The sequence below is a fragment of the Achromobacter denitrificans NBRC 15125 genome (assembly GCF_001571365.1).
Taxonomy (GTDB): Bacteria; Pseudomonadota; Gammaproteobacteria; order Burkholderiales; family Burkholderiaceae_B; genus Achromobacter; species Achromobacter denitrificans.
This window is the reverse complement of the sequence record NZ_BCTQ01000003.1, coordinates 14,677-28,476: the sequence shown is the minus strand read 5'-3', so window position 1 is coordinate 28,476 and position 13,800 is coordinate 14,677. Positions and strand designations below refer to the sequence as shown.

Sequence of the window (13,800 nt, the reverse complement as noted above, 5' to 3'; positions counted from 1 at the left end):
TTGATCTGGCGCAAGCGGCGCCCCGGAAGTTGCGCCAGGCGGGCGCCGTCGGCCCGGTTTCGGTAGTATCTCGTCTGCGCCCGCCCGGCAGGCGGAGCGCCACAAGGAGACAAGCATGCCAACAGCCCCCCGGGCCGACGCCCCGTTGAACGACATCGTGGCCATGCCCGCCCATGCGCTGTCCGAGGCGATCCGGCTGCGCAAGGTGTCGTGCCGCGAGGTCATGGCGGCCTATCTGGCGCACATCGACCACGTCAATCCCAAGCTCAACGCCATCGTGGCCCGCCGCGACAGCGACGACCTGATGCGCGAGGCCGCCGAGCGCGACGCCCAGCTGGACGCGGGGCAGTGGCTGGGCTGGCTTCACGGCATGCCGCAGGCGCCCAAGGACCTGACCGCCGTGCGGGACATGGTCACCTCCATGGGGTCGCTCGTCTACAAGGACCTGGTGACGCCGCATGATTCGATCATGATCGAACGCATGCGGGCGTCCGGCGCCATTTTCATCGGCCGCAGCAACGTGCCCGAATTCGGCCTGGGATCGCACACCTACAACCGGGTGTACGGCACCACCGGCAACCCCTACAACCCGGCGAAAACCGCGGGCGGCAGCAGTGGCGGCGCGGCCGCGGCGCTGGCGGCCCGCATGCTGCCGGTGGCGGACGGCAGCGATTTCGGCGGTTCGCTGCGCAATCCGGCCGCCTTCTGCAACGTCTACGGCATGCGGCCGTCGGCCGGGCGCGTGCCGTTCGGGCCGGCGCCCGAAGTGTTCCTGAAGCAGCTGTCCTATGAAGGCCCGATGGCGCGCTCGCCGCGCGACGTGGCCCTGCTGCTGTCCGTGATGGCCGGCCACGATCCGCGCGTGCCGCTGTCGCTCTCGGACGACCCGGCGCAATTCGCCCAGCCGCTGGATGCCGACCTGCGCGGCAAGCGGGTGGGCTGGCTGGGCGACTGGAACGGCTACCTGCCCATGGAACCGGGCATCCTGGACCTGTGCGAGCGCGCCCTGGGCGACCTGGCGGCGGTGGGCTGCGAGGCCCTGGACTACCGCGTGCCCTTCGCCGGCGACCGCCTGTGGCGGATCTGGCTGGCCCACCGCCACCTGATGGTGGGCGGGCAGTTCCATGCCCTGGTGCAGAACCCCGAGACGCGCAAGTTGGTCAAGCCGGCGCTGATCTGGGAGGTGGAGGGGCTGGACGGGATGACGGCGCGGCAGGTCTACCAGGCCACCGAAGAGCGCAGCGCCTGGTACCAGACGGTGCTGCGCATGTTCGAGGAGGTGGACTACCTGGCGGTGCCGTCCGCCCAGGTGTTCCCCTTCGACGCTTCGCTGGACTGGCCCAGGCAGATCGCCGGGCGCCCGATGGACACCTATCACCGCTGGATGGAGACGGTGACGCCCTGGACGCTGGCGGGCTGCCCCGTCATCAGCGTGCCGGTAGGGTTCAACGCCACCGGGCTGCCCATGGGCATGCAGCTGATCGGACCGCCCCGGGGCGACCTGGCCGTACTGCGGCTGGCGCATGCCTACGGGCAGGCTCGCGACTGGGTCCAGGACCGTCCTCCGGCCGCGCTCTGGCAGTAAATCGCCTGCCGGCTGCCCTGGTACCCATAGGCGGGCCAAAACACAAGCCTTGTAAGCGGACTTTGCTTTTTCCCGACGAAACGGTCCCTATCCGGGGCCGTTTCCGCGTTTTTCGTGGCTGGCTCCCCACGCCTTTGCAATAATTGCCGACGAACTCCACATTCCGTAATACTCGGAAGGGCGGCGCGCCCTATCTTGTTCCAGAATATTTCGACCGAATCGGCGAGTTGACACTGCATAAAGGTTTCCCGGCATGAAGAATCTGACCCTCCGCCAGCGCATCCTGGCCAGTTTCATGGTCATCCTGGCCATCATGGCCCTGATGGTGGTGGTCGATTACCGGCGCCTGCTGGTCATCGAGTCCCAGGCCGAGCTGATCAACAGCGACGCCGTGCCCGGCATCTATTACAGCACCTCGATCCGCGCCTCCTGGTTCGCGGGCTTCGTGGCGGTGCAGGACGCGTTCAGCACCGATAGCGAACAGGAGCGCCTGGGCGCCCTGGAAGCGCTGCCCAAGAACGACCAACTGCTGGAAGACCACATCGCGCAGTACCGCCGCACGGTCGCGCGCGAGGACGACCGCCAGATGTTCGACGAGTTCGAGCGGGAATTGCAGGAGTACAAGCGCATCCGCGCCGACATCCTGGCCCCCGCCACGCTGGCGGACCCGGGCCGGGCGCAGGCGCGCATCAAGGCGGAGCTGCGGCCCGCTTTCTACAAGGGCCGCGACATCCTGGCCCGGATGGTGGTCGAGAACAAGCGGCAGGCCGACGAGGCCGCCGCCGCGATCCGCAAGTCCGTCGAAAGCGCGGAAGTCGGCATGCTGGTGTCGCTGGCCATGGCCATCGCCGCGGCCGTCGTCTGCGGCGTCCTGCTGATGCGGGCGATCGCCAATCCCATGCGCGACATCGTCAGGACGCTGGAATCCACCGGCGGCGGCGACCTGACCCGCCGCCTGAAACTGGCCCGCAAGGACGAATTCAACGCCATCGAGACCGGTTTCAACGGCATGGTGGACGAGCTGACGGGGCTGGTGGGCAAGACCCAGCGCTCGGCGGTGCAGGTGGCCACTTCGGTCACCGAAATCGCGGCCACGTCCAAGCAGCAGCAGGCGACCGCCTCGGAAGTGGCCGCCACCACCACCGAAATCGGCGTGACCTCGCGGGAAATTTCCGCCACCTCGCGGGAACTCGTGCGCACCATGACCGAGGTATCCGGCGCCGCCGAGCAGACCGCGGCGCTGGCCGGCAGCGGCCAGGTGGGGCTCGCGCGCATGGAAGACACCATGCGCAACGTGGTGGGCGCGGCCGGCTCGGTCAACGCCAAGCTGGCCATCCTCAACGAGAAGGCGGGCAATATCACCCAGGTCGTGACCACCATCACGAAAGTGGCCGACCAGACCAATCTGCTGTCGCTCAACGCCGCCATCGAGGCCGAGAAGGCGGGCGAGTACGGGCGCGGCTTCGTCGTCGTGGCCACCGAGATCCGCCGCCTGGCGGACCAGACCGCCGTCGCCACCTACGACATCGAGCAGATGGTGCGCGAGATCCAGTCGTCGGTATCGGCCGGCGTCATGGGCATGGACAAGTTCTCCGAGGAAGTGCGCCGCGGCATGGCCGACATGCAGCAGGTGGGCGACCAGCTGTCGCAGATCATCCAGCAGGTGCAGACGCTGGCGCCGCGGGTGCAGATGGTCAACGAAGGCATGCAGGCGCAGGCCACCGGCGCCGAACAGATCAATCAGGCGCTGCAGCAATTGAGCGACGCGGCGCAGCAGACGGTGGAATCCTTGCGCCAGTCCACGCTGGCCATCGAAGAGCTGACGCTGGTGGCCAACGACCTGCGCAGCGGCGTGTCGCGCTTCAAGGTGTGACGACGGCCATGGCGGACCACGCTCCCCGCGCGGCGGCCGGACGCCGGCTGTACCTGCTCTTTCGCATCGGCGAGGACCGCTATGCGCTGGAGGCGGGCGGCGTGGCCGAGGTGCTGGGCCTGCGCGTCCTGAAGCAGGTGCCCGGCGCGCCCGCCTGGGTGGCGGGCCTGCTGGACCGCCGGGGCGCGTCGGTGCCGGTCATCGACATGAGCGCGCTGGCCGGGCGGGGCGCCGCCGCCGCCGTGACCAGCACGCGCCTGGCCCTGTTGCGCTACCGGCCCGGCCCGGGGGCGGGCGAGCGCCTGCTGGGACTGATCCTGGAGCAGGCGACCGAGACGGCGCACTTCGATCCCGCCGCCTTCCAGCCCGGCGGCCTGGACAATCCCGGCGCGCGCTACCTGGGGCCGGTGCTGAGCGACGCCCGCGGCATGGTGCAGGCCGTGACCGTGGACGAGCTGTTGCCCGCGCCGGTGCGCGCGCTGCTGTTTCCCGACGGCGAGGCGCGGCCATGATGCTGATCGACGACTTCAGCGCGCTGCTCAAGCGGCGGATGGGGCTGGACAGCGGCTCCATCGGCCGCGCCGCCGTGGAGCGCGCGGTGCGGCGCCGGATGGGCGCGGCCGGGGTCGAGGACGAGCGCGACTATCTGTTGCAGGCCCAGGCCTCGCCCGACGAAATGCAGCAGCTGATCGAAGCCGTCATCGTGCCGGAGACCTGGTTCTTCCGGTATCCCGAATCGCAGGCCGCGATGGCCGCGCTGGCGCGCGAGCGCCTGTACGCCGCGGGCGCCGAGAACCGCGTGCTGCGCGTGCTGAGCCTGCCTTGCTCCAGCGGCGAAGAGCCGTATTCCATTGTCATGGCCCTGCTGGACGCGGGCGTGCCGGCCGAGCGTTTCCAGGTCGACGCGGTCGACATCAGCCAGCGCATGATCGAATTCGCGCAGCGCGCTTTGTACGGCCGCAACTCGTTCCGGGGCGACGGTCTGGCCTACCGTGACCGCTATTTCACCGAGACGGCCGATGGCCACCGGCTCGCCGCGCAGGTGGCGGACCGCGTCCGGTTCCGCGCCGGCAACCTGTTCGACGCCGGCCTGCTGGCCGGCGCGGCGCCGTACGATTTCGTCTTTTGCCGCAACCTGCTCATCTATTTCGACGCGGCCACCCAGGAACGCGCCGTGCAGGTGCTGCTGCGGTTCACGCGGGACGACGGCGCGCTGTTCGTCGGCCCCGCCGAAACCAGCCTGCTGACCGCGCGCCGGCTGCCGGCGGTGCCGCTGGCGCGGTCGTTCGCCTTCCAGGCGCGCCCTTCGGCGCCTCCGGCGGCCGCGCCCGCGCCGCCGCCCGCGCGGCCCCTGGTGCACGCCTGGACGCCGCCCAGGCGGCCGATGCCGCAGGCGCCGGCGTCCGGCCTGCCGCTGCCGCGGGCTGCGATGCCCGCCGCGCCGTCGGCGGAGCAGGGCGCGCAGGAATCGCTGCGTCGCATTGCCGCACTGGCGGACCAGGGGCGGGTGAGCGACGCCATGGCGCAGTGCCGGCTGCATCTCGATGCGCACGGCGCCAGCGCCGAGGCCCTGTACCTGCAAGGGTTGCTGCAGGATGCCGCGGGCGAGGCGCGCCAGGCCCAGGCCGCGTACCGCAAGGCGCTCTACCTGGATCCGACGCACCGCAAGGCCCTGCTGCACCTGGCCGCGCTGGTCGCGTCCGACGGCGACCACGAAGGCGCCCGCCGCCTGCAGGCGCGCGCGGCGCGCGAGGAGGCGCGACGTGACTGAACCCCTGGGCATCCTGTCCGACGTGGACGACTGCTGGAACCGCATCGGCATCCGCGGCGACAAAAGCTGTCCGCAGCTGCCGGCGCACGTGCATTGCCGCAACTGTCCCGTCTACGCCGCGGCGGCCAAGCGCATCCTGGACCGCCTGCCGCCGCAGATGGAAGACGGCGACGACGCCGCCGCCGGCACGCAGGAACGGGGCGACCTTTCCTCGCTGCTCGTGTTCCGCGTGCAGCGCGAATGGCTGGCATTGCCGACCCGCGCGCTGGACGAAGTGGCCGGCATGCGCCGCATCCTGGGCTTGCCGCATCGCCGCGATCCTGCGATGCTGGGCGTGGCCAACGTGCGCGGCACGCTCACCGTCTGTGTGTCGCTGCCCCGGCTGCTGGGCCTGGATGCGATGGCGCAGGCGCGCGAGCGCCCGGCGGCCGCGCGCATGCTGATCCTCGGCGGGGCCGGCCGGGCGGTGGTGCTGCCGGTGGACGAGGTGGAGGGCATCCACTCGGTCGATCTCGGCCGGCTGGAGCCGCTGCCCGCCACGGTGGAGGGCGCGAGCCTGAAGTATTCGCGCGGGGTGGCGCGCTGCGGCGGCCGCGCCGTGGGCGTCTTGGACGAGACCTTGCTGATGCAAGCTTTGGAACGGAGCCTGGCGTGAACCCGGAACAGATGCGCGACGCGTCGCTCCTGGAATTGTTCCAGCTCGAAACCCGCACCCAGGTGCAGGTGCTGAACAACGGCCTGCTGGCGCTGGAGCACGATCCGACCTCGGCGCCGCAGCTGGAAGCCTGCATGCGGGCCGCGCATTCGCTCAAGGGCGCCGCCCGCATCGTGGACCTGCATCCCGCCGTGCGCATCGCGCACGCCATGGAGGACTGCCTGGTCGAGGCGAAGGAAGGCCGCCTGCGTTTGCAGGCCGCCGACATCGACGCCTTGCTGCTGGGCGCCGACCTGCTGCAGCGCGTGGCCACGCCGGGCACCGAGCTGGGCGGCGAGATCGACGCGCTGGTGGCGCGCCTGAGCGGCGCGGCCCATGCGCAGCCGCCCGCGCCCGCCGCGCCGCGCGCGCCCCGGCCTTCCGACTTCCTGCCGCCGATCCCGGCGCTGGACGAGCCCGCGCCTGCCGCGGCCTCGCCCTCGGCCCCGACGCGGCGCAGCACCGATCTGGGGCTGGGCGACGGCGAGCGGGTGCTGCGCGTCACCGCCGACACCTTGAACAAGCTGCTGGGGCTGTCCAGCGAGACGCTGGTGGAATCGCACTGGATCGCGCCGTATGGCGCGTCGCTGCTGCGGCTGCGGCGCATGCAGGCGGGGGCGGTACAGGCGCTGGACGGCGTGCGCGCCGCGCTGGCCGGGCAGGCCCTGGACGCGCGCGCGCAGGCGGCGCTGGACGACGCGCAGCGCATCGTCGAGCAATGCCAGCAGGAATTGTCGCAGCGCGCCAGCGAGGTCGACGAATTCGGCTGGCGCATGGGCCACCTGGCCCAGCGCCTCTACGACACCGCGCTGGCCTGCCGCATGCGCCCCTTCGGCGACGGCGTGGGCGGCCTGGCGCGTATGGTGCGTGACCTGGGCCGTTCGCTGGGCAAGCAGGTCCGGCTGGAAATCGAGGGCGAGTCCACGCAGGTGGACCGCGACATCCTGGAAAAGCTGGATGCGCCGCTGACCCATCTGCTGCGCAACGCGGTGGACCACGGCATAGAAATGCCCGCGTCCCGGGTGGCGGCGGGCAAGCCGCCCGAGGGCCTGATCCGGCTGTCGGCGCGCCACGCGGCCGGCATGCTGTTGATCGAATTGAGCGACGACGGCGCCGGCATTTCGCCGGAGCGGCTGCGCGGCGAGGTAGTGCGGCGCAAGCTGGCCAGCCCGGAGACGGCCGCGCGCCTGACCGAGGCGGAGCTGCTGGAATTCCTGTTCCTGTCCGGGTTCAGCACGCGCGGCGAGGTCACCGAGATCTCGGGCCGCGGCGTGGGGCTGGACGTGGTGCAGACCATGGCGCGGCAGCTGCGCGGCGCCGTGCGCATTCATCAGCAGGCCGGGCAGGGCACGCGCTTCATGCTGGAAATGCCGCTGTCGCTGTCGGTGGTGCGCAGCCTGCTGGTCGAAGTGCAGGACGAGATCTACGCGTTTCCGCTGGCCTACGTCAATCATGCGCTGCAAGTGCGCGCCGAGGACATCGAACAGCTGGAAGGCCACCAGCATTTCCGGTTCATGGACCGCCAGGTCGGGCTGGTCTCTGCGCGCCAGATCCTCAGCGCGGCCGAGCCCGCGCCGTTCTCCGAGACGGTCTGCGTGGTGCTCGTGGGCGACCACGACCGGCTCTACGGCATCGCCGTGGACCGCTACGTGGGCGAGCGCACGCTGGTGGTGCAGCCGCTGGATCCGCGCCTGGGCAAGGTGCAGGACGTGATGGCGGGCTCGCTGATGGACGACGGCACGCCGCTGCTGATCCTCGACGTGGAAGACATGCTGCGGTCGGTGCAGAAGCTGGTGGAGGGCGGGCGGCTGGCCCGCGTGGACGGGCCGGGGGCCTCGGCCCAGGCGCGCCGCCGCAAGCGCGTGCTGGTGGTGGACGATTCGCTCACGGTGCGCGAACTGGAGCGCAAGCTGCTGTTGAACCGCGGCTTCGACGTGGTCGTGGCGGTGGACGGCATGGACGGCTGGAACATGCTGCGCAGCGAGCCGTTCGACCTGGTCGTGACCGACGTGGACATGCCGCGCATGGACGGCATCGAACTCGTGTCGTGCATCAAGGCCGACCCGGGGCTGCGCTCCCTGCCGGTCATGGTGGTGTCCTACAAGGACCGCGAAGAGGACCGGCGGCGCGGGCTGGACGCCGGCGCCGATTATTATCTGGCCAAGGGCAGCTTCCATGACGATGCGCTGCTCGATGCCGTGGAAGACCTGATCGGGAAGGCGAGCACGTGAGAATCGGGATCGTCAACGATATGCCGCTGGCGGTGGAAATGCTGCGGCGAGCGATCGCGCTGGAGCCGGAGCTCCAGGTGGCGTGGGTGGCGGCCAACGGCCAGGAGGCCGTGGACCTGTGCGCCCGCGACCGGCCGGACCTGGTGCTGATGGACCTGATCATGCCCGTCATGGACGGCGTGGAGGCCACGCGCCGCATCATGGCCGAAACGCCCTGTGCCATCGTGGTGGTCACGGCGGACGTCGCGCGCCATACCTCGCGCGTGTTCGACGCGATGGGCCACGGCGCGCTGGACGCCGCCGACACGCCGGTGGCGGGCTGCGCCGACTTGCGCACCGCGGCCGCGCCCCTGCTGCGCAAGATCCGCAATATCGGCTGGCTGATCGGCCGCTACGGCAAGCGCCCCGCCTTGAGCCCCGTGGCCGGGCCGGGGCCGCAGGCGGATCCGCGGCGCCTGCTGGTGATCGGCGCCTCGGCCGGCGGCCCCGCGGCGCTGGCGCAGCTGCTGGCCGGCGTCCCGGCGAACTTTCCCGCGGGCATCGTGCTGGTGCAGCACGTGGACGCATCGTTCGCCGCGGGCATGGCCGATTGGCTCAACGACCAGGCGGCCTTGCCGGTGCGGCTGGTGCGCGAAGGCGAGTCGCCCGCGCCCGGCCAGATACTGCTGGCCGGCACCGGCGACCATCTGCGCCTGTTGGCCGATGGTACGCTGCGGTATGCCGAAGATCCCAAGGAAAGCCTGTACCGGCCTTCCATCGACGTGTTTTTCCACAGCGTGGCCCAGCACTGGCGCGGCCGGGTGGTCGGCGTGCTGCTGACGGGCATGGGCCAGGACGGCGCGCGCGGACTGCGGGCGCTGCGCGAGCGCGGCTGCCTGACCATCGCCCAGGACCAGGCCACCAGCGCCGTGTACGGCATGCCCAAGGCCGCGGCGGCCATGCAGGCGGCCGTGGAAATCTGCCCATTGGACCAAATCGCTCCCCGCTTGATACAGGCATTTGCCTGAGCGGCCGGACATTGCCAAAAAAAGAAGGACTGACTATGTACCCTCCCATTGACAGCTCGGCCTCGGCGAACCTGCATTCGCATGCGGCCATGGTGTTGCTCGTCGACGATCAGGTGATGGTCGGCGAAGCCATCAGGCGGGCGCTGGCCACGGAGGGCAATATCGATTTCCACTACTGCTCGGATCCCGAAAAGGCGCTGTCGGTGGCGATCCAGACGCGTCCCACCGTGATCCTGCAGGACCTGGTGCTGCCGGGCGTGGACGGGCTGAGCCTGGTGCAGGAATACCGCAGCCATCCGGTGACGCGCGACATCCCCATCATCGTGCTGTCCACCAAGGAAGACCCGGCGATCAAGAGCGCCGCCTTTTCGGCCGGGGCCAACGATTACCTGGTGAAGCTGCCCGACTCCATCGAGCTGGTGGCGCGCATCCGCTACCACTCGCGCTCCTATCTGGCGCTGGTGCAGCGCGACGAGGCCTACCAGGCCTTGCGCCAGAGCCAGCAGCAGCTGCTGGAAAGCAATATGGAACTGCGCCGCCTCACGAATTCCGACGGCTTGACCGGCCTGGGCAACCGGCGCTATTTCGATGAATACCTGAACGCGGAATGGCAGCGCGCGCGCCGCGACAGCCGCGAAATCAGCATGCTGATGATAGACGTGGACCACTTCAAGTCCTACAACGACACCTACGGCCACATTGCGGGCGACGAGGCCCTCAAGCGCGTGGCCAGCACCATTTTCGCCAGCTGCGACCGCTCCACCGACCTGGCGGCGCGCTTCGGCGGCGAGGAGTTCGCGCTGGTGCTCCCGGGCACGCCGGCCGGCAGCGCGCGGCTGGCGGCCGAAAAGCTGCGGCGCGCGGTCGAGGCCATGCAGATTCCCCAGAAGGACGCGGGCTCGGGCCCCTGGCTGACGGTGAGCATCGGCGCCGCCACCGCCGTGCCCCATGACGAGCAGCTGTGCACCGAGCTGATCCAGGCGGCCGACCGCGGCCTCTACCAGGCCAAGCGGCAGGGCCGCAACCGCGTGGTGCCCGGCGAGCTGTAGCGGCGGGGCGGCGCTACAGGTGCAGCTTGGCCGAGGATTTGACCTCGTGCATCGATAGCGTGCTCAACAGCTCCTTCACGCCCGGCAAGGGCCGCAGGCGATTGCGCACGAACTCCGAATAGGCGTCGAAATCGCGCGCCACGATGTGCAGCAGGTAATCGTGCTGGCCCGTGGTGTTGTGGCACGCGAGCACCTCGGGCATGGCGAGCACGCCGGCCTCGAAGGCCTGGCAGGTCTTTTCCGTGTGGTTTTCCAGCGAGATGCTGACGAAGGCCACCACCCCCATGCCCAGCGCGCGGCGGTCCAGGATGGCCTGGTAGCCGCGGATCACGCCGGACGCTTCCAGCCGCTTCAGCCGCTTCCAGCAGGGGGAGGCGGACAGCGACACGCGCTCGGCCAGCTCGGCGTTGCTGAGCCGCCCATCTTCTTGAAGGATTTTCATGATTTTCCAATCGATCGCGTCAAGTTGATGTAACGAGGCAGTGTCTTTCATGAAATTCTTCATATGGGAAACGTTGTTTCCCATTATCGCCGCCAGGCAGTTGAAATGGAAAGAATATTGCCGCGGCGCGCGCCCATACTGCCATGCATCCCCGGGCCGCCGGCGCTATCGTTTTCGCATGCGCGACCCGCAAACCGAGAGAGGCAGACCATGAGTTACTCCAGCTATCACAAGAAGGACATCTTCGGCCGCCCGCTGCACGCGGAAACGCAGATGATGTCCTACGGGTTCGACCCCTTCCTGTCGGAGGGCGCCGTCAAGCCGCCGGTGTTCCTGACCTCCACCTTCGCCTTCCGCTCGGCCGAGGACGGGGCGGAATTCTTCGACCTGGTGTCGGGCCGCAAGCCCCTGCCGCAGGGCGAATCCGCGGGGCTGGTGTACAGCCGCTTCAATCACCCGAACCTGGAAATCGTGGAAGACCGGCTGGCGCTGCTGGACGGCTCGCAGGACGCGGCCGTGACTTCCAGCGGCATGTCGGCGATCAGCGCGGTCTTCCTGGCGTTCCTGCGCCCGGGCGACCAGCTGGTGCAGTCGGTGCCGCTGTATGGGGGCACCGAAACCCTGATCTCCCGGATCTTTCCGGAGTGGGGCATCGGTTCGCATCCCATCCGCGACGGCCTGTCGCCCAGCAGCATGCGCGAGGCGCTGGAGGCCGCCGCGGCCCAGGGGCCGGTTCGTCTCTTCTACGTGGAAACGCCGGCCAACCCGACCAATGCGCTGATCGACTTCGAGGCCATGAAGAACGAGCTGGACGCGTTCGAGGGGCGGCACGGCTACCGCCCGATCTCGGTCTGCGACAACACGCTGCTGGGCCCCATCTTCCAGAAGCCGGCCGAGCACGGCGTGGACCTCTGCGTGTATTCGCTCACGAAATACGTGGGTGGCCACAGCGACCTGGTGGCGGGCGCCGTCACGGGCAGCAAAGAGTTGATCAAGAAGGTGCGCGCCATCCGCAGCGCCTTCGGCTCGCAGCTGGATCCCCATTCCTGCTGGATGATCACGCGTTCGATGGAAACCGTGGTGCTGCGCATGAAGCAGGCGGCGCGCACCGCCACCAAGGTGGCGCAATGGCTGTCGGGCAATCCGCACGAGAAGCTGCGGATCTACCATCCGGAACTGATCGCCGACCGCGCCTACCAGGAGGTCTACAAGCGCCAGTGCACGGGCCCGGGCTCGACCTTCGCCTTCGTGCTGGAAGGCGGGCGGGCCAGGGCGTTCCGCTTCATCAACGCGCTGCACCTGTTCCGCTCGGCCGTGAGCCTGGGCGGCACCGAATCGCTGATCTGCCATCCGGCGTCCACCACGCATTCGGGCGTGCCCGCGGCCGAGCGCGACGCGGCCGGCGTGTCCGAGGGGCTGATCCGGATTTCCATCGGGCTGGAACACGAGGAGGACCTGATCGCCGACATGGACCACGCCTTCCGCAATGGCTGAGCGGCGGGCGCGGGCTCAGGCGCGCATGCGCTTGCGGTTGAGCAGCACGAACGCCGCCGTGGCCAGCAGCAGCACGGTGGCGGTGGCGAGCACGGCCGCGTAGCCGGCGTCGAACGCCGTCCTGGCCAGGTGGGCGAGCGTCGCGCCCAGGTCCGCCGGCACGTCCTCGGCGATGATGAGCGCCTGGTCCAGGCTGTCGCGCGCGGCATCCGATGCGGGCAGCCCGTCGGGCACCGCCAGCGAGCGCGCGTACACGCCCGACAGGATCGAGCCCATCAGGGTGACGCCCAGCGCGCCGCCCAGTTCGTACGACACTTCCTCGATCGAGGCCGCCATGCCGGCGCGTTCCGGCGTGGCGCTTTGCATGATGGTGCTGGACGCCGCCGTCATGGTGGCGCCGATACCCGCGCCCAGCACGCACAGGCTGGCCATCTGCGGCCAGAGCGTGGCGTCGTAGCTCAACAGGTAGCCGCCCATGCCCAGGCCCGAGACCAGCAGCGACAGGAACAGCATGCGGGCGCTGTCGACCCGCCCCAGCATCCAGCCCGCCAGCGGTCCGGCAATGAAGGCGGCCGCGGACAGAGGCAGGATGAAGAGCGCGGCTTCCAGCGGCGATTTGCCCATGACCAGCTGCAGCCGCTGGCTGAACACCAGCTCCATGCCCAGCAGCGCCGCCGCCGCGAACAGCGCCGAGGCCACGGCCGAACTGAAGGCGCGGTTGCGGAAGATGGCGAAGTCGATCAGGGGATAGGGCCGCGCGCGCTGGCGGCGGACGAACACGGCCAGCAGGGCGGCGCCCGCCGCGCAGGCCAGGCCGGCGTGGGCCCACGAGGGCGCGGGCTTGCCCAGTTCCTTCAGCGCGTAGGCGCAGAGGATCAGGCCCGCCATCACCTGCAGGGACCCGGCCAAGTCCCAGGGGCGGGACGCGTCCGCGCGGCTGACCGGGATGTGGCGCCAGGCCAGCGGCAGGGCGAGCAGCACGATGGGCACGTTGATGAGGAAGACCGAGCCCCACCAGAAATGCTCCAGCAGCACGCCGCCCACGACCGGGCCGACGGCCGCGCCGCCGGAGGCGACCGAGGCCCAGACGCCGATGGCGACCGCGCGCTCGCGCTCGTCGGCGAAAGTGAGCCGCAGGATGGACAGCGTGGCCGGCATCATCATGGCGGCGCCCACCGCCAGCAGCGCGCGCGCCGCGATCAGCGTGGCGGCGCCCGGCGAATAGGCGGCGGCCAGGGAAGCGACGCCGAAGACGGCCAGCCCCGCCATGAACAGGCGCTTGTGGCCCAGGCGGTCGCCCAGCGTGCCCATGCCCAGCAGCAGGCCGGACACGACCAGCGCATAGATGTTCACGATCCACAGTTTTTCCGATGCATTGACGTTCAAGTCATGCGTCAGCCGCGGCAGGGCGGTGTACAGGACGGTCATGTCGACCACGATCAACAGCAAGGCGCTGGACACGATGGCCAGCACCAGCCAGCGGCCGGGCGCGGCCGTGGCGACAGCGTTCGGTTCGGTCCGCTGCATGGTTCTACTCCTGGAACTGAAACGCTTGCCGCCCCGCTTGCGCGGGCGGTGCCGGGATGGCCGGGTTTCAGGGGCCGCCATTATCTATCTTGTAATTGAGGAAAAAAAGTTGGTATCCATCTATAAA

At 69.8% G+C, this 13,800-nt stretch carries 11 protein-coding genes; 9 read left to right on the top strand and 2 right to left on the bottom strand.

Features of this window, described 5'->3' with window-relative positions; translation table 11 throughout:
• The first annotated feature begins 115 nt into the window (after positions 1 to 115).
• The 8 genes from ADE01S_RS03875 to ADE01S_RS03840 all read left to right on the top strand — a co-directional run bounded on the left by ADE01S_RS03875 (position 116) and on the right by ADE01S_RS03840 (position 10,210).
• A complete protein-coding gene (locus tag ADE01S_RS03875) occupies positions 116 to 1,585 on the top strand; it encodes an amidase (protein ID WP_062680150.1) in 1,470 nt (489 codons plus the stop codon).
• A gap of 253 nt (positions 1,586 to 1,838) precedes the next feature.
• Entirely contained in the window at positions 1,839 to 3,458 is a 1,620-nt protein-coding gene (locus tag ADE01S_RS03870; protein ID WP_062680149.1) for a methyl-accepting chemotaxis protein, read from the top strand.
• An 8-nt stretch (positions 3,459 to 3,466) separates the two neighbouring features.
• The gene (locus ADE01S_RS03865) at positions 3,467 to 3,970 is read left to right on the top strand and encodes a chemotaxis protein CheW (protein WP_062680148.1); all 504 of its coding nucleotides are present in this window, start codon (positions 3,467 to 3,469) and stop codon (positions 3,968 to 3,970) included.
• Positions 3,967 to 5,229, top strand: coding sequence for a CheR family methyltransferase (locus ADE01S_RS03860; RefSeq protein WP_082775689.1), 1,263 nt, complete (start codon positions 3,967 to 3,969; stop codon positions 5,227 to 5,229). The genes ADE01S_RS03865 and ADE01S_RS03860 overlap by 4 nt, the downstream gene beginning before the upstream one ends.
• A complete protein-coding gene (locus ADE01S_RS03855) occupies positions 5,222 to 5,884 on the top strand; it encodes a chemotaxis protein CheW (protein WP_062680147.1) in 663 nt (220 codons plus the stop codon). Before ADE01S_RS03860 ends, ADE01S_RS03855 begins: the two co-directional genes overlap by 8 nt.
• Positions 5,881 to 8,154: a hybrid sensor histidine kinase/response regulator gene (locus ADE01S_RS03850; RefSeq protein ID WP_062680146.1), complete on the top strand. Its 2,274-nt coding sequence runs from the start codon at positions 5,881 to 5,883 to the stop codon at positions 8,152 to 8,154. Before ADE01S_RS03855 ends, ADE01S_RS03850 begins: the two co-directional genes overlap by 4 nt.
• Positions 8,151 to 9,161 carry a chemotaxis response regulator protein-glutamate methylesterase gene (locus ADE01S_RS03845; RefSeq protein ID WP_062680145.1) on the top strand — a complete coding sequence of 337 codons (1,011 nt, stop codon included), beginning with the start codon at positions 8,151 to 8,153 and terminating at the stop codon, positions 9,159 to 9,161. Before ADE01S_RS03850 ends, ADE01S_RS03845 begins: the two co-directional genes overlap by 4 nt.
• Before the next feature lie 35 nt (positions 9,162 to 9,196).
• Positions 9,197 to 10,210: a response regulator gene (locus ADE01S_RS03840; protein ID WP_062680144.1), complete on the top strand. Its 1,014-nt coding sequence runs from the start codon at positions 9,197 to 9,199 to the stop codon at positions 10,208 to 10,210.
• A 13-nt stretch (positions 10,211 to 10,223) separates the two neighbouring features.
• On the opposite strand, the gene ADE01S_RS03835 is transcribed toward ADE01S_RS03840, so the two are convergent.
• Positions 10,224 to 10,703 carry an Lrp/AsnC family transcriptional regulator gene (locus ADE01S_RS03835; RefSeq protein ID WP_075873492.1) on the bottom strand — a complete coding sequence of 160 codons (480 nt, stop codon included), beginning with the start codon at positions 10,701 to 10,703 and terminating at the stop codon, positions 10,224 to 10,226.
• 159 nt (positions 10,704 to 10,862) lie between these two features.
• Here ADE01S_RS03835 and ADE01S_RS03830 point away from each other — a divergent pair, with 159 nt between their 5' ends.
• On the top strand, positions 10,863 to 12,146 hold the full coding sequence (locus ADE01S_RS03830) for a cystathionine gamma-synthase family protein (protein WP_062680142.1): 1,284 nt from the start codon (positions 10,863 to 10,865) through the stop codon (positions 12,144 to 12,146).
• A 15-nt stretch (positions 12,147 to 12,161) separates the two neighbouring features.
• Here ADE01S_RS03830 and ADE01S_RS03825 read toward each other — a convergent pair whose 3' ends face one another.
• A complete protein-coding gene (locus ADE01S_RS03825; RefSeq protein WP_062680141.1) occupies positions 12,162 to 13,673 on the bottom strand; it encodes an MFS transporter in 1,512 nt (503 codons plus the stop codon).
• Positions 13,674 to 13,800: the final 127 nt, after the last annotated feature.